The sequence below is a fragment of the Sphingobacterium daejeonense genome, assembly GCF_901472535.1.
Lineage (GTDB): Bacteria > Bacteroidota > Bacteroidia > Sphingobacteriales > Sphingobacteriaceae > Sphingobacterium > Sphingobacterium daejeonense.
The window spans coordinates 3713075-3733990 of record NZ_LR590470.1; the positions used below are offsets into that span (position 1 = coordinate 3713075).

The 20916-nt window shown below is 36.9% G+C and carries 21 protein-coding genes; 11 read left to right on the forward strand and 10 right to left on the reverse strand.

Features of this window, described 5'->3' with window-relative positions; all coding sequences use genetic code 11:
- The first annotated feature begins 227 nt into the window (after nucleotides 1-227).
- From FGL31_RS29995 to FGL31_RS17880, 5 genes are all read left to right on the forward strand, one after another.
- Nucleotides 228-470, forward strand: coding sequence for a MauE/DoxX family redox-associated membrane protein (locus FGL31_RS29995; RefSeq protein WP_394366194.1), 243 nt, complete (start codon nucleotides 228-230; stop codon nucleotides 468-470).
- Nucleotides 415-1203: a hypothetical protein gene (locus tag FGL31_RS17865; protein WP_317131067.1), complete on the forward strand. Its 789-nt coding sequence runs from the start codon at nucleotides 415-417 to the stop codon at nucleotides 1201-1203. Before FGL31_RS29995 ends, FGL31_RS17865 begins: the two co-directional genes overlap by 56 nt.
- Nucleotides 1200-1730, forward strand: a complete 531-nt coding sequence (locus tag FGL31_RS17870) for a shikimate kinase (RefSeq protein ID WP_232046916.1) — start codon at nucleotides 1200-1202, stop codon at nucleotides 1728-1730. The genes FGL31_RS17865 and FGL31_RS17870 overlap by 4 nt, the downstream gene beginning before the upstream one ends.
- On the forward strand, nucleotides 1720-2673 hold the full coding sequence (locus FGL31_RS17875) for a glycerophosphodiester phosphodiesterase family protein (RefSeq protein WP_138093487.1): 954 nt from the start codon (nucleotides 1720-1722) through the stop codon (nucleotides 2671-2673). Before FGL31_RS17870 ends, FGL31_RS17875 begins: the two co-directional genes overlap by 11 nt.
- A gap of 157 nt (nucleotides 2674-2830) precedes the next feature.
- The gene (locus tag FGL31_RS17880; RefSeq protein WP_138093490.1) at nucleotides 2831-3427 is read left to right on the forward strand and encodes a putative outer membrane beta-barrel protein; all 597 of its coding nucleotides are present in this window, start codon (nucleotides 2831-2833) and stop codon (nucleotides 3425-3427) included.
- A 98-nt stretch (nucleotides 3428-3525) separates the two neighbouring features.
- Here the strand turns inward: FGL31_RS17880 and scpC are convergent, their stop codons facing one another.
- Nucleotides 3526-5013, reverse strand: coding sequence for a succinyl-CoA:acetate CoA-transferase ScpC (gene scpC / locus FGL31_RS17885; RefSeq protein WP_099371834.1), 1488 nt, complete (start codon nucleotides 5011-5013; stop codon nucleotides 3526-3528).
- A 354-nt stretch (nucleotides 5014-5367) separates the two neighbouring features.
- On the opposite strand from scpC, the gene FGL31_RS17890 reads away from it, so the two are divergent.
- A complete protein-coding gene (locus FGL31_RS17890) occupies nucleotides 5368-6177 on the forward strand; it encodes an AraC family transcriptional regulator (protein WP_099371835.1) in 810 nt (269 codons plus the stop codon).
- A gap of 10 nt (nucleotides 6178-6187) precedes the next feature.
- On the forward strand, nucleotides 6188-7045 hold the full coding sequence (locus FGL31_RS17895; protein ID WP_138093493.1) for a 3-keto-disaccharide hydrolase: 858 nt from the start codon (nucleotides 6188-6190) through the stop codon (nucleotides 7043-7045).
- Nucleotides 7046-7191: 146 nt separating this feature from the next.
- On the opposite strand, the gene rpsT is transcribed toward FGL31_RS17895, so the two are convergent.
- Nucleotides 7192-7446 carry a 30S ribosomal protein S20 gene (rpsT, locus tag FGL31_RS17900; RefSeq protein ID WP_099371837.1) on the reverse strand — a complete coding sequence of 85 codons (255 nt, stop codon included), beginning with the start codon at nucleotides 7444-7446 and terminating at the stop codon, nucleotides 7192-7194.
- Between the two features lie 118 nt (nucleotides 7447-7564).
- Between rpsT and FGL31_RS17905 the strand changes: the two genes are divergently transcribed.
- On the forward strand, nucleotides 7565-8104 hold the full coding sequence (locus tag FGL31_RS17905; protein ID WP_138093496.1) for an RNA methyltransferase: 540 nt from the start codon (nucleotides 7565-7567) through the stop codon (nucleotides 8102-8104).
- Between the two features lie 73 nt (nucleotides 8105-8177).
- Nucleotides 8178-9050: a succinate--CoA ligase subunit alpha gene (gene sucD, locus FGL31_RS17910; RefSeq protein ID WP_093098465.1), complete on the forward strand. Its 873-nt coding sequence runs from the start codon at nucleotides 8178-8180 to the stop codon at nucleotides 9048-9050.
- A gap of 79 nt (nucleotides 9051-9129) precedes the next feature.
- Here the strand turns inward: sucD and FGL31_RS17915 are convergent, their stop codons facing one another.
- The 5 genes from FGL31_RS17915 to FGL31_RS17935 all read right to left on the reverse strand — a co-directional run bounded on the left by FGL31_RS17915 (nucleotide 9130) and on the right by FGL31_RS17935 (nucleotide 12010).
- Nucleotides 9130-9675, reverse strand: a complete 546-nt coding sequence (locus FGL31_RS17915) for a DUF4252 domain-containing protein (protein ID WP_099371839.1) — start codon at nucleotides 9673-9675, stop codon at nucleotides 9130-9132.
- Between the two features lie 28 nt (nucleotides 9676-9703).
- Nucleotides 9704-10174 carry a DUF4252 domain-containing protein gene (locus tag FGL31_RS17920; protein WP_138093499.1) on the reverse strand — a complete coding sequence of 157 codons (471 nt, stop codon included), beginning with the start codon at nucleotides 10172-10174 and terminating at the stop codon, nucleotides 9704-9706.
- A 13-nt stretch (nucleotides 10175-10187) separates the two neighbouring features.
- Nucleotides 10188-10877, reverse strand: coding sequence for a hypothetical protein (locus FGL31_RS17925; RefSeq protein ID WP_138093502.1), 690 nt, complete (start codon nucleotides 10875-10877; stop codon nucleotides 10188-10190).
- A complete protein-coding gene (locus tag FGL31_RS17930; protein ID WP_099371841.1) occupies nucleotides 10855-11361 on the reverse strand; it encodes a GFO_1088 family ECF-type sigma factor in 507 nt (168 codons plus the stop codon). The genes FGL31_RS17925 and FGL31_RS17930 overlap by 23 nt, the downstream gene beginning before the upstream one ends.
- A 154-nt stretch (nucleotides 11362-11515) precedes the next feature.
- Entirely contained in the window at nucleotides 11516-12010 is a 495-nt protein-coding gene (locus FGL31_RS17935; RefSeq protein ID WP_138093505.1) for a DinB family protein, read from the reverse strand.
- Between the two features lie 83 nt (nucleotides 12011-12093).
- Here FGL31_RS17935 and FGL31_RS17940 point away from each other — a divergent pair, with 83 nt between their 5' ends.
- Both FGL31_RS17940 and FGL31_RS17945 read left to right on the forward strand, forming a co-directional pair.
- Nucleotides 12094-13977: a CocE/NonD family hydrolase gene (locus FGL31_RS17940; protein ID WP_138093508.1), complete on the forward strand. Its 1884-nt coding sequence runs from the start codon at nucleotides 12094-12096 to the stop codon at nucleotides 13975-13977.
- A gap of 74 nt (nucleotides 13978-14051) precedes the next feature.
- Entirely contained in the window at nucleotides 14052-14900 is an 849-nt protein-coding gene (locus FGL31_RS17945; RefSeq protein WP_138093511.1) for a TraB/GumN family protein, read from the forward strand.
- Nucleotides 14901-14952: 52 nt separating this feature from the next.
- Here the strand turns inward: FGL31_RS17945 and putP are convergent, their stop codons facing one another.
- The 3 genes from putP to FGL31_RS17960 are packed head-to-tail and all read right to left on the reverse strand — an operon-like array spanning nucleotide 14953 to nucleotide 20872.
- The gene (gene putP, locus FGL31_RS17950; protein ID WP_138093515.1) at nucleotides 14953-16449 is read right to left on the reverse strand and encodes a sodium/proline symporter PutP; all 1497 of its coding nucleotides are present in this window, start codon (nucleotides 16447-16449) and stop codon (nucleotides 14953-14955) included.
- A gap of 25 nt (nucleotides 16450-16474) precedes the next feature.
- Nucleotides 16475-19348, reverse strand: a complete 2874-nt coding sequence (locus FGL31_RS17955) for a tetratricopeptide repeat protein (RefSeq protein ID WP_138093518.1) — start codon at nucleotides 19346-19348, stop codon at nucleotides 16475-16477.
- 51 nt (nucleotides 19349-19399) lie between these two features.
- Nucleotides 19400-20872, reverse strand: a complete 1473-nt coding sequence (locus tag FGL31_RS17960) for a S10 family peptidase (RefSeq protein WP_138093521.1) — start codon at nucleotides 20870-20872, stop codon at nucleotides 19400-19402.
- Nucleotides 20873-20916 lie beyond the last annotated feature (44 nt).

Here is a 20916-nt window from a genome sequence, read left to right on the forward strand (position 1 = left end):
CGTATACACAAAGCTATATCCAAACACAACAACCCAAACCTAATGCTTTATTATGGATTGCTAGAATTCTAGTTGGTCTGCTGTTTATCTTCTCCGGATTGATAAAGGCAAATGACCCATGGGTTTTGGATATAAGCTCCAAGAGTATTTCCATGTTTTGAACCTAGGATTTTTTAAATGACTATGCCACTTGGATCGCAATTTTCCTATGTGCTCTTGAAATTATTCTGGGAGCATTATTGATCCTCGGTATTGCAGGTAAAAAAGTAGCATGGGGATTATTGATCCTTATCGTGTTTTTTACCTTCCTCACATTTTATTCAGCATTCTTCGAGGTCGTTAAATCTTGTGGATGCTTTGGTGATGCAATACCATTGACTCCATGGCAGTCCTTTATAAAAGATTTTAGTCCTATTGATTTTGATCGTATATATATTTATCAAAAGAGATCAAATCAAACCATTCATTAGAAGTCTTTTCACTAGAAATCTATTAGCAGCATTTATTATTCTTGCATCATTTGGTGCTGGTATATATACTTACTATTTCTTGCCTATAATTGATTTTCTACCCTACAAAGAAGGAAACAACATTCCTGCATTGATGAAAGTGCCAGAAGGGGCAGAACCCGATGTATTTGAGCACATTTATGAATTGAAAAACAAAACTACTTCTGAAACAAAAAAAGTTACAGATAAGGAGTATATGGGTCAAAAACTATGGGAAGACGAAAACTGGGAAGTAGTAGGCGAACCTCAAACCAGATTGGTAAAAAAAGGATATGAACTAAAGATCCCAGATCTTATCATCTCGGATATGGATGGCAATAATGTTACTGAAGAGATCATCAATAATCCATATTATAATTTTATCGTTGTAAGTACAGATCTTAAAAAAATGTCACCATTTGATTTGGCTGCTCTCGACAGAATCAATACTACAATTAGAGATCTTTCTGCAGATTATAATATTAGGGCAATCCTAGCAACTGCCTCCTCAGCAGATGAAGTAAATTACCTCAATGATCAGATGGAATTAGTATTGGAAACCTTCTCTGTGGATGCAGTTCCATTAAAAAGCATGGTTCGCGCAAATCCAGGCGTAATGTTGATGTTAAATGGAAATGTTGTGAAAAAATGGTCTCCACATAATTTTCCTAGCAAACATGAGTTAATAACTAAATATCTAGATAAGATAGAATGATTCAAAGACCAGTTTTTTTGATTGGATTTATGGGAAGTGGGAAGACCACTTGGGGAAAGAAATTGGCAAATGCTCTAGAACTTCCATTTGTAGATCTGGACCATGAGATTGTGGACAGCATAGGCATGAGTATTCCTGAATATTTTGCCCAACATGGTGAAGAAAAATTCAGGGAAATCGAACGTGAAGTACTTCAAAAACAACATGGAAAAGCCAGTATCATATCCACTGGAGGAGGTACTCCATGTTATTTTGACAATATGGAGTGGTTGTTGAATAATGGAACAGTTCTCTATTTAAAACATAGCCCAAAATCTTTATGGAATAGACTCAGTCAATCTGACGTAAATAAAAGACCTGCATTAAAAGGATTCACTGGAGAAGAATTACTTCAATTTATCGAAAGCAAACTTGAGGAAAGAAGCCCTTTTTATGATAAGGCTCATATCTTGGTGGATCAGATCAATACTCCCTTAGAAGATTTAGTTTCTTTAGTAAAAGCAAATATTCAAATTCATGAACAATAGAGTTTCCATCCAGACAATTTTTAGTCTTATTATTCTTATTGCTTTTTCTTCATGTTTTAGAACAAATAGTTCTTCGAATGTCAACAATATGCCTGCGGTTGATCAAGTCTTCAACTTGAAGACGGCGGACGACTTGTATCAATTCTTGACTTATAATGAAAATTCTTACCCGCTGATCAGTGCACATAGAGGTGGTCCGAGTGATGGATTTCCTGAAAATGCTATCCCTACATTTGCGGAAGTAGCTCGTAAAATGCCTGCCATAATTGAATGCGATATTGCAATGACCAAAGATTCAGTCCTGGTCTTAATGCATGACGAAACATTGGACAGGACAACCACCGGCAAAGGAAAATTATCCAAGAAAACATATGCCGAATTACAGGAACTTTATTTAAAAGACAATAATGGTCAAGTAACTCCATATAAAATCCCTACGCTCGAAGAAGCCTTGAAATGGGGCATTGGAAGAGTAATCTATACTTTGGATGTAAAGAGGTCGGTTCCATACGAAAAAGTCATCGAATCGATCAGAAATAACAAAGCAGAATCTAACAGCATAATTATTACCTACTCTGCAAACCAAGCCGAAGTTGTAAACAGATTGGCACCTGATATTATGATATCAGCAACTATAAAAAAAGCAGATGATTTAACGCGATTAAGCGAACTGGGTATTCCTGATACGAGATTGATCGCATTTATAGGAACCAGCGAACCTGATTCTACCGTGTATTCCGTATTGAGACAACATGGTATAAAATCAATTTTAGGAACGATTGGTAACTTGGACCGTTCTGCAGAAAGAGCCGGATATCAGCTTTATGCAGATTTTATCGTCAGAGGTGCTGACGTGCTTTCTACCGACAGACCTTTCGAAGCATGGAAAGCTTTGGATTTTTATATCAAGAAAAGAAATTTAGAATCTCCATTCATCAATTAGACGGGAATTTCTTTTAAAATATAAGCCCTGTTTTATTCAATTAAGACAGGGTTATTTTTTTGTAAGTCATTTACTACAATTGTTATTTTTATTCCAAAACGAAAACAATTTTAGCCATATCTTGTTCAATAATTAAATGAATAAATATAAGAGCATTATGAAAAATTTACTACTAACATTAGCCTTATCGATTGGCTTTATTACTTATAGCTCTGCCCAAGTAGAGGTAAAAACTGTTCCACAATCATCTGCGGATGTTGGAATGGCTCCAATTAGACAAGGAAACTGGATGATCGGTGGATCTGTAGGAAGTTTGGGATATAGCTTTGAGTCAGAATCTTTCAACATTCAAGTGAATCCAAGAGCGGGTTATTTTGTTTCTGATGGTGTAGCTATCGGTGCACAAGCTAACTTAAGCTTCAGAACTTCTGATGGAGAAGGTGACGCTAGTAACGAATGGGGTTATGGTATTGCGCCATTTGTGCGTTACTACTTCCCAGGAGGTGCAAGCGCAACTGGACGTTTCTTTGGTCAAGGTGATATTGGTATCGGTGGTAGTTCTGCCGGTGATAACGTATCATTGAACCTAGGATTGAATGCTGGTTATGCCCACTTTATTACTCAGACAGTAGCTCTTGAAGTAATGGCTGGATACAACTACTCTAAAGCAAACATCAGTTCTGATTTGGGTAAACAATCTGGTCTAGGTGTAGCTGTAGGTTTCCAAATCTACCTACCTGGAAGAAACAGATAAGGTAAAAAGTATTGACGTTCCATGAATTAATCCATTTACATTGTTACGTTAATTTAAAAAGGTTGTACCTGAAAATTTGGGTACAACCTTTATTTTTTTTATTTCTTCATACTGCCCGTCTCATTAAATCGGATATGCCAACTAAAGGCTTCTTCCAATAAATGAGGGGTATGCCCGCCACGCTCGCAAGCACGGTCAAAGTAAGATTGTAATTCCTCTTTGTAATCTGGGTGAACACAGTTGTCAATTATCTTCTGTGCTCTCTCCCGAGGTGCCAAGCCGCGCAAATCTGCCAAACCAATATCCGTAACCAATATGTCGACATCATGTTCCGTATGATCGGTATGTGAAACCATAGGAAGAATATGAGATATTTTATTATCCTTGGATGCTGCTTGTGTTACGAAAATACTTAGGTAAGCATTTCTCGCAAAATCCCCAGAACCTCCGATTCCATTCATGATCTTAGTTCCTCCGATATGAGTCGAATTAACATTGCCATAAATATCAAATTCTATCGCAGTATTGATGGCAATAATACCTAATCTGCGAATCAAACCTGGTGTATTAGATATGTTCTGTGGACGAAGGACAAACTTGTCGCGATATTTCTGAAGGTTATCGAATACTCGATCATAACATTCCTTGGATACAGTAACTGAAGAAGCAGAAGCAAAACTTAATTTACCAGCATCCATTAAATCAAATGCTGAATCTTGCAACACTTCTGAGAACATCGTTAGATCATAAAAATTACTGTGCAGGAACCCTGTCAAAACAGCATTGGCAACTTTGCCGATACCTGCCTGTATAGGTAGCAATCGATCTGTCAAGTGCCCTAGATTAACCTCCTCTTCAAAGAACTCAAGGATATGCTCTGCTATCTTGGTTGTTTTCTCATCTGGTGGAGCAATATCAGCTGGACTGTCATGCTGATTAGTGAATACGATCGCGGCAACCTTATCCGGATTTAAAGGAATTGATTTTCTTCCAATCTTATTCCAAGGTGCAACAATAGGAATTACATTTCGATGAGGATAGTCCTCAGCTTGATAAATATCATGGATTCCATACACATTTTCGTGAACTGAGGTGTTGATTTCCAAAATTACTTTCTTTGCTAAAGATGCAAAGGTTACTGAATTACCAACAGAAGTAGTAGGTACTATGCTTCCATCTCGATCAATATAAGCGACTTCTAAAACAGCAATATCAACATCTGGAAGATTTTTATTGTGCAACAGCTCTGCGCTCTCGCTTAAATGCTGATCGATAAAAAGTACTTCGCCGTTGTTGATCTTATTTCTTAAAACCGGATCTACTTGAAAAGGCATCCTTTTCTTTAATGCCCCAGCTTCTGCTAATTTCCCGTCAGTACCATGACCTAAGGAAGCACCCGTCATAAGGGTAATTTTAATATCTTCTTTCTTGGCACGTTCGGCTAAGGCAGGTAATATTACCTTACTATCTCCAGCTTTGGTAAATCCGCTGGAACCTACAACCATACCATCTTCTATTAATTTGACAGCCTCCTCGGCAGTAGTTACTTTGTCTTTAAGTCTTTCAAGACGAATTCTGTCCATCATATCAGTGAGTTTCTATTTTCTCTAAAAGAGTGTGGCAATATTAATCAATATTTTATTTATAAAATTATCCATTATAGCCAGTTACTTTCAAATCAAAAATTAAAAGTAACCGGTTACTTACCACATCCGTATCGCAACAATTGTATAAAACATAGGTGTGTGCAGCTCTAGGTGATTTTATGCTGCCATGAAATTAGATGAAATGCAATAAAATCCAAAAGATGAATTGTACTTTTTTTATTTAATTGTAAAAATGGTATGCAATCACTCACAAATATGCCGGGCTAGACTTGTCGCTTTTGCTTTTATCAAATAAAAACAGGAAATTTATGCCACATTAACGCCTTATTTTGAATGCAAAAGGAATATATTGATAAATACTATTTGACAGAAGTTGATACATACGACAACAGTATCTACTGTCATCATGCAGTAATGGGCGAATCCGTTACTGAACATAGCCATAAAAAAGGGCAATTCCTTTACACTGAGGGCGGTGTAGTTTTCTTGAAAACTGCTGAAAAATCTTATTTCCTCCCAGCTAGACATTATATCTGGATTCCACCTTATGTAAAACACAGTATACATCCGAGCAGTCCAGAAGTTGTCATGAGAAATCTGTATTTTCCAAAATATGAAACTGACACAGAATTCTTCGACAAGGTCAACATCTACCCTGTCAACGATTTGCTGATCGAATTGATCATGTTTACAAATCGATGGAATGGTAACATCTTCCCAGAAGAGGAACCTAGATATTCAATCGCGAAAGCATTCAAACTTATATTACCAGAACTTTCACAGACTGAATTACCACTTGCACTACCCTATCCAAAGAATGAAAAGTTAAAACAGATCATTACTTACCTAGAACAAAATATTGCGGAAAATATAAGCTTCAAAAGTCTAGCTGAGCATTTCGATATATCTGAAAGGACTTTGGCAAGACTGTTTCAGAAGGAACTCGCGATGTCTTATATCCAATATTTCACCATATTGAGAATGCTGACTTCCTTAAAGCTCCTTTTAGATGACAAGTTGAGTGTCAACGAAGTAGCTCTGAGGGTTGGATACAATAGTCTGCCAACGTTTAGCAACACCTTTAATAAGGTTATCGGAGTCCGCCCAAGTGAATACGTTAAAAACCGAAATTTACTATTATAATCCCTTATTCATGAACTTTAAGACCATTATCGCCGGCTTGCTGTTGGGAACCCTGTTCTCTTGTTCAGCAACTTCTCAAGTCAACCAAAAAACAACCGTTAAAACCCCTAAACCTATTCAATTGTTTAATGGAAAGGATATCAAAGATTGGACTCCTAAAATTAGATTGCATGAAGTAGGCGACAATTACGCTAATACATTTAGAGTCGAAGATGGACTCCTAAAAGTACGTTATGATGGATATGACGATTTTAACCAACAATATGGACACCTTGCATACAACAATCCTTACGGTTACTATGTGCTAAGATTGGAGTATAGGTTTGTTGATGAACAAACCAAAGGTGGTGAAGGTTGGGCCTGGGCCAACAGCGGAGCAATGCTACATGGTCAAGATCCCAAAACAATGCTGAAAGACCAAGATTTCCCTATATCCATTGAAGGTCAGCTATTGGGAGGAAACGGAAAAGATGAAAGAACAACTTCAAATCTGTGTACACCAGGAACAAACGTGGTCATTGATGACAAATTGTTTACTCCGCATTGTTTAAGTTCAAAATCAAAAACTTACCATGGAGACCAATGGGTAACTGCAGAATTTGTTGTCCTAGGAGATTCATTAATACAACATGTATTGGATGGTCAAGTAGTTCTTCAATACAATAAACCGCAAATTGGAGGCGGAAATGTAGACCCTGTTGATCCAAAAGTTAAACAAGATGGCAAATTATTGGATAAAGGATTTATTTATTTGCAAAGCGAGAGCCATCCTATAGATTTCAGAAAAGTTGAGCTTTATGATTTGGAATCCTATAAAGGAGATAAACAAAAATTAGATCAGGTCGTTAAATCAATCCTGAATAAATAAGAAATGTTTAATATAATATAAAAAGGCTAAGAATTTCTTCTTAGCCTTTTTTATTTTTGTTTGAAAACTATAAAACTCAAAAGTCCACAAACAAGAAAAGGGATGTCGTTAAAACACCCCTAAAATATTTTTTAAAAAAGCTTAAATTACGCTAATTTATTAACGAATTTAGTCAATTTAGACTTGTTATTAGAAGCTTTTTTCTTGTGAATAACGTTTTTCTTAGCAAGACGATCAAGCATAGATACCACGCGTGGCAATAATTCTTTAGCTTCTTCTGCTGTAGTAGTGTTACGTAATTTCTTGATTGCGTTACGTGTAGTTTTCGCTTGGTAACGGTTTCTTAGACGCTTCGCAGCGTTTGCTCTAATTCTTTTGATCGACGATTTATGATTTGCCATTTCTCTTAGCTATATAATATTTTAAATCTTTTATACTTTATTTCGGACTGCAAAAATAACACAGAAAATCTAATATTCAAAATCATTTTTAATTTTTCGAATTCCTTATCTTTGCAAGATGCAGAAATTATCCATGGATCAGCTCAATCGAGTTGATGTAGACACATTCAAATCACAGGAAAAAACACCCCTTGTCATTGTTCTTGACAATGTTAGAAGTATGCACAATGTGGGTTCGGCATTTCGAACTGCAGATGCCTTTGCTATAGACAAAATTGTCCTTTGTGGAATTACAGCAACTCCACCGCACCGAGAAATAGAAAAAACAGCACTAGGGGCTACACAATCTGTTACTTGGGAATATGTCAAAGAAAGTGTTGAGGCTGTAAAACAATTGAAAGAACAAGGTTATGAAGTTTATGCCATCGAACAAACCAACAACAGCATTTCCCTGGAAAAATTTCAACCATTGACCAACAAAAAGTATGCAGTTGTCTTTGGAAATGAAGTCCATGGCGTAGATGAGGAGATTATTGCATTAGCAGATGGCACCTTGGAAATACCTCAATTTGGAACAAAACATTCGTTCAATGTTTCTGTTACTATAGGTATCGTCCTGTGGGATTTAATTAATAAAACTAAGTTTATTAAAAAATAACAAAATACCTACCACTCTGATTTTTAGAAGTCAGTTCAAAATAGTAGATTTGCGTTGCAAAAAATAAGACAAAATGAGTGTATTAGTTAATAAAGATTCCAAAGTAATCGTTCAAGGTTTTACCGGAAACGAAGGTACTTATCATGCGTCTCAGATGATTGAGTACGGTACAAACGTAGTAGGTGGTGTTACTCCAGGTAAAGGTGGTCAAACACACTTAGACCGCCCAGTATTCAATACAGTTCAAGATGCTGTAGATGCTACAGGCGCAAATGTTTCTATTATTTTTGTTCCACCTGCATTCGCTGCTGACGCAATCATGGAAGCTGCTGCCGCTGGTATCGCTTTGATTGTTTGTATTACTGAAGGTATACCTACTAAAGATATGATTCAAGTAAAATCTTACTTGAGCGACAAAAATTCACGCTTAATCGGACCTAACTGTCCTGGTATCATCACAGCAGAAGAAGCTAAAATCGGTATTATGCCAGGTTTCATCTTCAAAAAAGGATCTGTGGGTGTAGTTTCTAAATCAGGCACCCTGACTTATGAAGCAGTTGACCAAACTGTAAAAGCTGGATTAGGTATTACAACAGCTATCGGTATTGGTGGTGACCCGATCATCGGAACTACAACTAAAGAAGCTGTGGAATTGTTGATGAACGACCCAGAAACTAAAGGTATCATCATGATCGGTGAAATCGGTGGTGGAATGGAAGCTGAAGCTGCTCGTTGGATCAAAGAAAACGGAACTAAACCTGTAGTAGGATTCATCGCTGGCCAAACAGCGCCTCCAGGACGCCGTATGGGACACGCTGGTGCTATCGTAGGTGGTGCTGACGATACTGCTGCCGCTAAAATGAAAATCATGGAAGAATGTGGTATCCGCGTAGTAGAATCTCCTGCTGAAATCGGAAAAGCAATCGCTGAAGAATTAGCTAAATAATTCTTTCAACATTATTATATAAAGAAAGCCTGACTCAAAATGAGTCAGGCTTTTTCTATATTAACTAAACAACAAACGTTTACGATTTTTCTACAACCTCAGTCTTCTTGTCTTTTTCGGACTGGGTTTGCTCATAATGCTCAATCAATTCATTTAACTCATTCAGATTTAAATCTGATTTCAAGTCCACAAATACATGATCATCCTCATCTGTAATTCCTAACATTACATTTTTTATCCTATCTCCTTTGGTCCTTGTATTGATCGAAATCTTTGAACCGTCACTGTAGATACTCATCAATTCTTCAAAATCGTTCTTTGCCAAGTAATTGCTGAACTTATCATATAATTGAGTCTGTCCATTTCCCGACACTGCCATCAATTTAATTTTTTTGATCTTTTTCAATGCCATTGCCAATACTGGATCATCCTCCTTCAATTCTTTGATCTCTCCGCGCAGGAAAGCTTTCATGAGTATACCAGGAACTCTGATGGATACGATCTCAGCATCCTTAGGAAGATCAGCTCCTTTCGCAAAGTCCATGTTCGCCCCTCTTTTCACCATGCAACTTTGCATGTTTATCAATAATATTGCTGCACAAATAATTCCGATTATACGTTTCATAATTTTATAGGTTTAATTCTTTGAATACTTAGTTATTATTTACTAAAGTGTTGATGTCATCATATTTCAATGCTCCATCCAAGATCATAAAAACAGTCTCTTCTTCTGAGTTTATACTCAACAACAAGTTGCTTAAAAAGTCACCGTCAGTATTTTCCGCCAAGAACCTGATTTTGTTTCCATCAGAATTTACAACCAACAGCTCCTCATAATTCAAATTCCCAATAGCGAAACTTACTTGATTCTGAATATCTGACCCTGCATCTTCAAAAACTAGCATCTTGATAGAATTGATCTTGCTCAAAAGAGGCTTGATGGTCTCCACATCAGCATCGTTGATTTTCATTTTGTTCAACATTTTGAACATGGGCTTACCGATCTTAATAGAGGTGACACCTTTCTGTTCTTTATATTGTTCAAATATTTGGTCCAATTTGGAAATTTGCGCTTGTGCCATGCTCGCCACAAACAGGCTGATTATTAACATGAACGTTTTCATAGCTTTCATTTGTTTAAATTTCAATTTTTAGGTACTTAATGTTTTCAACTCCTTCCATTCCTTTTTTCAGATTTGATGTCGCCAGATGCAATGCTGTTTCAGTAACTTCTAATGCTTTCTCTTCATCATAGATTCTGACTCCATTGATCTCAACATACAATTCATCTTCCAAGGCATGGGAAACTTTAACAGGCTCCTCCTTGTTGACTGTACGACCACTCATAGAAGCCATTTGAACCGTTTTCCGAGCATCTTTTTTCGGAACGTATTTAGACACCTCTTTCTCTACAACAACCGCTTGTGGCTCCTCTTTTGGTCTTTCAACATCTAACGCCTGCGCACCAACTTCTTGGTGTGCAATCACAGGCGCAACATCATGCCCTACTTCTTTGCTCAATAAATCTGAATTCGAAACTCTGTTCTCAACCATTTGACGAATCACAAAGAATCCCATTAATACTGCTGCAGCAATACTGGTAATCATAATAATCCTTCGAGAAATCGGAACAATCTTCTTTTTAGGAGATTCTTCTTCGACTTGTTCCAAAAAGGATTCAAAACTCCAGTCCATCTTCTCCTCCGGTTCATTCAATGCACTGAAGAATTCATCTTCTTCTAGTGACTTCAACCGGCGTTCCTCCTCAATTGAAGTTTGACCTTCTAGGTACTTCATCCTCAGCTTATCCAATTCTTCTCTTTTCATAGTCAAAAACCTTTGTTAAGTTTACTCTAACTGTCGTTCTGGCCCTTGATAAATTAACCCGAACTGCATTTTCCTCCAGTCCTGCCATCTCAGCAATGTCTCCAATCTCGTACTCTTCGACATCCCGTAAATACATCACCAATCTCTGCTTTTCTGGAAGTTCATCGATCATCTTCAAGATTAACTCTTTAGTCAAGGAAGGGTACTTTTCAGCTTGAATATCGGGAGGCAATTGCTGAATGTACTTCGCTTGCCTGCCCATTTTATCAATCCTATTGTACGCCATGTTCCTAACCATTTGCATGGAAAAAGCTTCTATGTTCTTCAACTGTTCCAATTGACCTCGCTGCTCCCACAGTTTCAACATAACTTCTTGTACCAGATCGTAAGCGTCTTCCTGATGCTCCAAAAACCTATTTGCAAATCGGTAAAGCTTATCCTTAAGGATAAATACCGTATTTTTAAAGGTCTCTTGGTTCATCATATAATCGCTTATTTAATAACAAGACAGATTGCACTGCCAATCTATTACATAGAAATTTAAAAAAAAAATGAAATAATTCGTAAATACCTAAAAATCAACAAATAAAAATAGCCAGATTTTAAAAACCTGGCTATATAATTAATAGAATTTCTATTTATTTCTTCTCATCAGCTGATGGACCGTACATGCCTGGTACCGGGATATCCAACAAACGTAAATACACTGACAATTGACCGCGGTGATGGATCAAATGGTTATTAATAACGAAACGCAAAGCAGCTAATTTCGGCATTTCTGCTACTACATAATTATCTACTCGCATTGTCCAATTTGTAAACCATTCTTCTTCAGGAAAAGTGTCTATCGTCTTTTCGTTTCTTTTGTATCCTTCATCCAATGCTGCTTTAAGTTCAGAAACTTGGGTAGGTTTAAGTGGTTTAAAATCTGTGGCAAGATTGAAATCATTTTTTGTCAATGCGTCCGAAATCCAATTGTGCAAATCCACAATGTGACCCGCCAAACTTCCCAAGGACATAGATTTCTCATGCGGCCTGAAGGACAAATCCTCATCCTTCAAACGATCCAATATTCTTCTTGTATTATTAGTTTCACGCTCTAATTCAACTAAAAACCCTTCTTTAATGCTCATATCATTCATGTTTTTTGTTAATCGAAGTTATCAAAAAAAGCATAACTTTATCATGATTAATCTAAAATAAAAACCATATCCAAATGAAAAGACTATTCATACTTTGTATCCTATTCATTTTTTTTGCAGCACATAGTAATGGTCAAGATGCTAATGCTGATTATGTAAAGCAAAACTATGACAAAGTAGAACAATACATAACCATGCGCGATGGCACTCGCTTGTTCACCTCAATTTACACCCCTAAAGATAAATCCAAAAAATATCCCATCTTGTTAAACCGCACACCTTATACCGTAGCTCCTTATGGTCAAGACAAATTCAAAGCAAGTTTGGGCAACTTCCCTGAAATGATGAAAAAAGGCTACATTTTTGTTTATCAGGATGTCCGTGGCAAATGGATGAGCGAAGGAACATTTGAGGATATCAGACCTACTAAAACTAAAGAGAACAAACAATCAATCGATGAAAGTACCGATACGTATGACACCATTGATTGGCTGGTCAAAAACTTGAAAGGTAATAATGGTAAGGTTGGGATGTATGGTATCTCCTATCCGGGTTTTTATTCAACTGCAGGTTTGATAGGAAGTCACCCTGCACTTAAAGCTGTTTCCCCACAAGCGCCAGTAACTGATTGGTTTATCGGAGATGATTTTCACCATGGAGGTGCACTTTTCTTGATGGATGCGTTCCGTTTCATGTATACATTTGATGCGCCAAGACCAAATCCTATAACCAATGAGAAAGGACCCAAAGGTTTTGACCTTCCTTCCAAAAATTATGCAAAATTTTTTATGGACAACCCTACCCTTTCTGGGTTAAAAGATAAATACCTGAACCATACCGTCAAGTTTTGGGACAACTTAGCAAAACACAGTACATTGGATACCTTTTGGACAGCAAGAACGATTACCAATCATTTGAATGATGTCAAACCAGCTGTAATGGTTGTCGGAGGATTATTTGATGCCGAAGATACCTATGGTGCATTTGAAACCTACAAACAGATTGAAAAAAGGAATAAAAAGAACAATTCAATCCTTGTTATGGGCCCTTGGTTCCATGGTGGTTGGGTTCGCTCGGAAGGAGATTCCTTTGGTGACATCAGATTCGGACAGAAAACAAGCTTGGATTACCAAAAGAAATTTGAAGAACCTTTCTTTGATTATTATCTAAAGGGGGAAGGTTCTTTTAATCCTGCTGAAGCAAATGTTTTCTTCTCAGGTTCCAATGAGTGGATTTCGTTTGATCAATGGCCGCCCAAAAATGCGGAAGAGGTTGATTTATTTTTAAATGGAAATGGGCAAATTTCCAAGTCCCCATTATCAGATTCTGAATCTTTCACAGAATATATTAGTGATCCCAATAAACCCGTACCTTTTCAAGAAGGGATAATCGAAAACAGAACTAGAGAATACATGGTTGCTGACCAGCGATTTGTCGCAAACAGACCTGATGTATTGGTGTTTGAAACAGAACCTCTAGAAGATGACCTCATATTATCAGGACCAATCACTGCAGAATTAAATGTTTCTATGACTGGAACTGATGCAGATTTTATTGTAAAAATAATTGATGTATATCCGGATACGTCCGCTGCCACCTCCCCAATTGATGAAAAGATTGTAATGGCCAATTATCAAATGTTGGTCAGAGGAGAAATTCTACGTGGCAAATTCAGAAATAGCTTTAGTAATCCAGAACCCTTTAAACCAAATGAAATCACTCCAGTTAAAATTACCCTACCGGATGTCGCCCATGTTTTTAAAAAAGGTCACAAATTTATGGTTCAAATACAACATACTTGGTTCCCTCTAGCTGATAGAAATCCTAATCAGTTTATGGACATCTATCAAGCTAAAAAAGAAGACTTTATTAAGAATACCCACAGATTGTATTTTGACAAAAACCATCCAAGTAAGATAAAAGTAACGGTCCCTGAAATTGTCATCAACAAAAGGTAAATTAAAATAATTGCATATTTTTTGTAACGATTTCAATCGAGCATATACTTACTATGTGATTAAAAACTATTAATATGAAAAAATACATTCTATCTGTATTTGCTATTTTGATGGCTATTGCAGTATTCGCACAAGACACCAATACTTTTTTATGGAAAGTTTCAGGAAATGGCTTAAAGAAAGATTCTTATGTTTTGGGAACATTACATATGGCATGTGGTCCTGATTTTAGAATTGATGATAAAATAAAGGAAGCTATCAAAGGGACTGATAGGATTGCCTTGGAATTAAACGCCAATAATCCTGAAACTGTGAAGGCTCTTCAGGCTAACATTGGTCCTGTCCCTGGTTTTTTTGATAATCTAGCACCAGAAAAAAAGAAATTGATTGATAGCGTTTTGACAGCTAAAAACTTAAACCCAGCTATGTTAGATCAAGTCGGCCCTGCTGTACTAGTTTCGTTGCTATCTATGCAGGCTTTCGAATGCCAGGATCCAGCAGCTATGAAATCTATGGAATTGGAATTATTAAAATTAGAGGGTGCTGAAGGTAAACCTGTAGATGAACTGGAAACAGCGGAATTCCAAATTAACTTAATGAACGAATTCTTTAAAGCTGAAGATTTATATACTTACTTGAGAGATATGGATATCATGAAAGCGGAAACTAAAAAATTAGTCGCTGCTTACTTCAATAACCAACCTAAAGAGTTAGAAGACTTAATGGCTAAAACTTCAACCATGAGTCCGGAAAAAGAAGAATTGATGCTGACTAAGAGAAACAAAGAATGGTTGAATAAAATGCCTGAAATGATGAATAATAACTCCGTATTCTTTGCGGTAGGTGCTGCTCACTTATTGGGTAAAAATGGAGTTATACAATTATTGAAAGATAAAGGTTATACCGTAACTCCTGTGATATAATTAAAATAAATTATAAAGAAATAGCCGCTAAAATTTAGCGGCTATTTCTTTATTATGACTTGACAATTTTAGTGACTTCATCAAATTCATCTTGTACTTCCTTAGATACCGGTTTCGAAAGCAATGAAACAACCACGATCGTTAAGAAACCCAGAATAAAACCTGGAATCATCTCATAGACATCTTTGTGGTCATGCGGAAGATAAACCCACAATAACACGGTTGCACCGCCTACTATCATGCCCAATAATCCTCCCATCGCAGTTGTCCTCTTCCAAAGTAATGACAATAAGATCAATGGACCAAAGGCTGCTCCAAATCCTGCCCAAGCATTTCCAACTAAATTCAAGATGCTATCTTTTGGAGTCAAGGAAAGTAATAAAGCAATGACAGCAACGATAAGAACGGACAGTCTGCTAACCATTAACATCGTCTTTGCTGAAGCTTGTCTATTAAAAAATGCACGATAAATATCTTCAGTCATAGAACTTGATGTAACCAATAATTGAGATGAAATGGTACTCATAACAGCGGCTAGTATTGCTGACAATAAAAATCCACCAATTAATGGATGAAACAAAACTCTCGAAACATAGATAAAAATCGTCTCTGCTAAAGCTTTTGAACCATCAAATTTTGTCATTGTCTCTGCATCAAATTTTGCAAGATATGCAATACCAAATAGACCAACCAACATAGCACCACCCACAGTAAAAATCATCCAGCTGATACCAATATTCCTTGCCTTTGAAATATCTTTAACGCTGTCAATGGCCATAAAACGAACTAGAATATGTGGCTGACCAAAGTATCCCAAGCCCCAAGCTAATAAAGATATGATGGAAATGGTAGTAGTACCTGTAAACAAGTTAAGATATGTTGGATTTTTATTTTCGATGATTTCCATAGTTTCTCCTAAACTTCCAATTTGAAAAACCATAACGATCGGTAAAATCACCAAGGCTGTAACCATAATGGTTCCTTGAACAAAATCCGTCAAGCTAACAGCTAGAAATCCACCTAAAAACGTGTATAGAACTACGACAAACGTTGTTACATAAAGTCCGGTGTAATAATCCATATTAAAGGCAGATTCAAATAATCTTCCTCCAGAGACCATGCCTGCAGATGTATAAAGAGTGAAGAACACTAAAATAAAAATCGATGACACAATCTTCAACAGTTGTGTTTTGTCATGAAATCTATTCTCAAAGAATACTGGCAAAGTAATGGAGTTTTTGGCTACCTCTGTATAGACCCTCAAGCGTGGAGCTACCAATACGTAATTCAAAAAGGCCCCTATCGTCAATCCAATGGCAATCCATGAACTAGATAATCCAGCTGCATACATTGCACCAGGCAATCCCATCAGCAACCACCCACTCATGTCAGCAGCGCCTGCCGACAAAGCGGTGACTGCAGCACCCATCTTGCGCCCTCCAATTAAAAATTCCTCCGAATTACTCGTCGATTTGCGCCAAGAATAAAATCCTATAAGCACCATCAACAACATATAAAGACCAATTGAGATTAATTCGTATGTATTCATGTATTTAGTTTAATATGCAAATATGCTATAAAATTGGAGAAATCTCCATCTCTTTTAAATGCTGGGTTAAAATTTTATCTGCAGTTTTATCGATCTTAGATAAATCCTTCAATAATATTAAGCCATCAATTTGATATGGGTAAATTTTCAAGGCATTATCTAATAGTTTGATAGCCTCCAAATTTTCTCCTGCTTTTATGTTTATCAAAGCTTTACTGACCAATTCTGAAGACTTATAAAATATTGAATTCTCAGGATTTAGCTTCTTAAGGAATGTTTTAGCTTCCTCTATTCTATCATTTGCAACCAACAACCTTATTAATCGCTGATTATTTAGTGGATCCAATCTTGCTGGATCTCCGCCTCTAACCATCAATTTCTCTAAATAGATAGCCAAATCACTGGTCATACCTAATTTGGAATAAACTTCAGCAAACAACAGTTCAAACTCAGGACGGTTGACTTGGGAAGCTTGTAAGGTTCGATAAATCTGTTGAAGATTCTTCAATGCTTCCTCATATTCATTATTTGCAATTAATGCTTCAATGTGCTGCGTACGAATGCTATAGTTTTGTGGCTTTTGAGAGGCCAAATAACTCAAAACTGCCACTTGATCTTTATTTCCCAATAAAGCTTTTTGCCAAGCGCTGAATGCCTTCGATTCATCTTTTCGATCCCTCAAATATGTTGAAATCTCAGAACCATTCTTCATATATTCCTCTGCCACATCCAAGGCATCCTTAAGCTTACCCCTTCTGAAGTAAGAATTCCGATATTTAAATGAATTCTGTGCCTTTTCCATATAATCCTTTTCATAATCATAGGCTTTTTTCAGCAATTCTGCTTGAGCTTGATAATTATCTGGATCCTTCGCTATGATTAAGTCTGCTTCCGTACTGTAAATAGGTGCATATTCCGAATCTATTTTCTTTGCAGCCTCAAGACGTATCTCGGCATCCTCATATTTTCCCTCTTCCACTAAATTTTCAACATACGCAATATGGGCTGGCAAATAATCGCTATCATATTGTAAGGCCGTATCTAAATATTTATAAGCTTCATTTAGATCATTCTTCGCAGCGTTAGTCGCTAGATTTACATAAACCTGGGACCAATTGGAGGCCATAGCACTATTATCCCCTGCCAAATAAGCCTTTTCATTCGTAATCAGTTCATCCAAAAAACGATACATTTCAGGATCCTTACTTTTTAGATCATTCAAGGTGTTCATTGATTTAAAATCTAATGGATGAACTTTCACCTTTTCGAAATAAGCAGGATAAGTTTGGGCAAAATATTCTGATTCATTGTTCTGTGAGTAATAATCCAATGTCAGGCCTTTTTCCATAGCATTGTAATACAGCTCCCGAATCTTACGATTTTGTCCATCTGTCAAAACCTGTCCATGAAATAAATGAACATATTCATGCAATAGTACATTTCGTTCCTCAAATGCTCCGCGCTCCACATATTCTATCGCTGCAGCACCAGAACCTACACCTCTAATATCCATCCATTGTCTATTGTCGAAGGTAGAATTGAATCTAAAATAAGGTGCTTTCATAGCTAAGGCCAAATCAACATGCAGCGGCGGAATAACAAATAATCGGTGCTGCTTTACTAAGAATGGAAAATAAACAGTCGATGTATACAATTGATTCCATGCCATGCCTTTAGCTACATTCCCCGGATAGTAGGCAACATCTGGGAATATTTCCAAAAAATCATCCATATTGTTGATCTTTGGATTTCTTAGAGATGACATGATATTATCGTATGTCTTCAGATATGGAATTCGTTTTGATTTGATAACAGCAGCTAATCCATTGTGAGCAGGGCCATAATGCTTTTTCCGGTTTAAAATGTCTAAGAATATCTTTTCAGATCTCGTTAACCTGGCTAATCTATCTGAAGCATCAAAATCACTGTACAGCAAAGATGCTTTGTGCATAGCAGGTAATATAGATTTTGAATGGGAAGCTTCAATTTCTTCTACTTTTCTTAATGCGGCATCAATTTGATTGCTTGTAAACAATTGATCTGCAGCTTCCAATTCTTGACGAATTTGCTTTTCATTTTCATCTACATAATCCGCAAAGGTCAAATTCGTATGGCCATTCCCCAAATGCCAATGTGATTGAAAATGCAATGGGTTTAGAGCCAAAGCGATGTCCCACTGTGCAACCATGTCATTTAATTGGGTAGCATCGATTCTTCGCCATATGGCGTAACCATAATAAAATCGTGCATCAGCATTTAATGGATTTATCTTTAAACCCTCCTTTAAAACTTCTTCCGCCTCTTTTGGCTTTTGATCCCAAAAAAACACGTCAGCTTTTAAAAAATAACCCGAGGCATTCTTAGGATGTTCTTGAATTAAATTATTCGCTAGAGCTAACGCGTCAGCATACTTTTTCTGAAGCATTAGAGAACGCCCTAGTATCAAGCTTATGTCAATGTCCTTAGGATTTTTCGCTAATAACTCCCGACTCAGTTTTTCTGCCTTGTCCAATTCCCAAGCTTCAATTTCCAACAGCGCAAATGAAGCCTGAACTTTTAAATTTTCCCTTTCTTTAGCTTTAAGACCGTTCAAAATATTTTCTGCAGCTTGAAAATCATTGTTTAACCAAGATATTTTGAATTTCAGCAAAGCACTTTCAACAATGCTTAAGGTTTTTGAATCTTTTATTGCTTTTGCAACAAAATCCCACTCCCCTAAATCTAAGAGATGATTCAGAAGTTCATACTGATATTTGGTATCAGTCTTTAAAGATTGAATCGTTTTATTCTTTTCCTGTTTTAAATAATTGTGTACAGCTTCTGTGTCGTTAATGAAATCTTGAGCGTAGGTAGTTCCGAAACAAAAGATTATAGATAGGATGAAACTTTTTATTTGCATGTCATGAATTATATAAAAGCCAGTCCTATTGAACTGGCTCAAATGATTTTTCTAATATTTTGCTGCTTGATCTGCCGCAGGCGTTGACTTTTTAATAAAGGCTCGAATATCTTCATTGGCCTTAATTAAATCTTCCTTTCGTAGATACATCATGTGGCCACTACGATACCCTTCAAAACTCATCCTTGATGAAAGTTTTCCTGAAGGATCCATCTGCCACATATTATATTTTGCATTAAAATAATCACATGCCCCATCATAATACCCAGATTGGACCATGACATGTAAATAAGGGTTTGCTGCCATAGCTTGCCTTAAGCTAAGACCTGTATTATCATTGCTTCGGTCCCAAGGATGAACATTGCCAAACATATTGTATTTGACATCCGATTTATAATTCAATTCGTTGGCATAGTAATAATTAATAGCCGGTGTGAAAGAATGTATCCATGAGGTCAACTCAGCATTGTAATCCGGTCTCTCACCACCATCCCTGAAATCCAAGCCGATGTACCTTGAATCTAGTCGTCCAATAGTTTGACCCTTGTCCCGCATTAGTTCTTTCCAATATAGGGAAGTCGGAATATCTAAATTATTTTGAGCAATAACAGTTTCAGACAAGCCTGAATACTTGGCCATCTTTTTAATTACTGCAGCTTTTTCATCCTCAGAAATACTCGAACCTTTTGCTATCGCCGGTAGGAGTTCATTGAGAGTAAATTGTTCAACTTCAGGCAATAGGTCATTTAAGTCTCTATTCTGTAATTCAGGTGTTAATCTCTTGTGGTACCAAGCTGTTGCTGCATAATAAGGCCAAATATTTGCCTTGGCAACAGCGCCATCACGTTTAATCCCCAACTCAGTCGGTGAAACCAAAATAACACCATTTAAATACATCCACTGAGCATTTTGAAGTTCTAATGCTAAACCTGAAACGCGTGTTGTACCATAACTCTCTCCGATTAGGTATTTAGGTGATGTCCAACGATTATTTCTAGTTACAAAAGTGTTCAACCATTCTGCTAGATATTTGATATCGGCATTGGTTCCGAAAAATAATTTCCGGTCAGCCTTCTCATCTAGAATACGTGAATACCCTGTATTTACCGGATCGATATAAACGATGTCGGCAACATCCAAAATCGTGTATGGATTTTCTTTTACACCGTAAGGTTGCAAAGGATATCCTTCGTCGTCAATGTTCAACAATCTAGGACCTGTATAGGCCAAATGCATCCACACGGAGCCGGAACCTGGACCGCCATTGAAAGAGATAACCAAAGGGCGCTTCTCCCGATTGCTAATCCCATCACGGGTATAATAAGTAAAATGAACTGTCGCCAGGACCTTACCATTATCATCCCAAATGGGTTGTGTACCGGCAGCAGCTGTATAGCCAAACTTTTGGCCGTTCGCTGTTATATTGTGCTTTGTAACAATTGTGCTATCCGCAAAAGGAATACGCTGCCCTTGCACGGAAAAACCTAAGATAAGGCATGTAAACAGTAGAATATAACTTCTCATATTTAAAAATCCATTAATTTTTGATTAGAAATGGAAGTTATAAT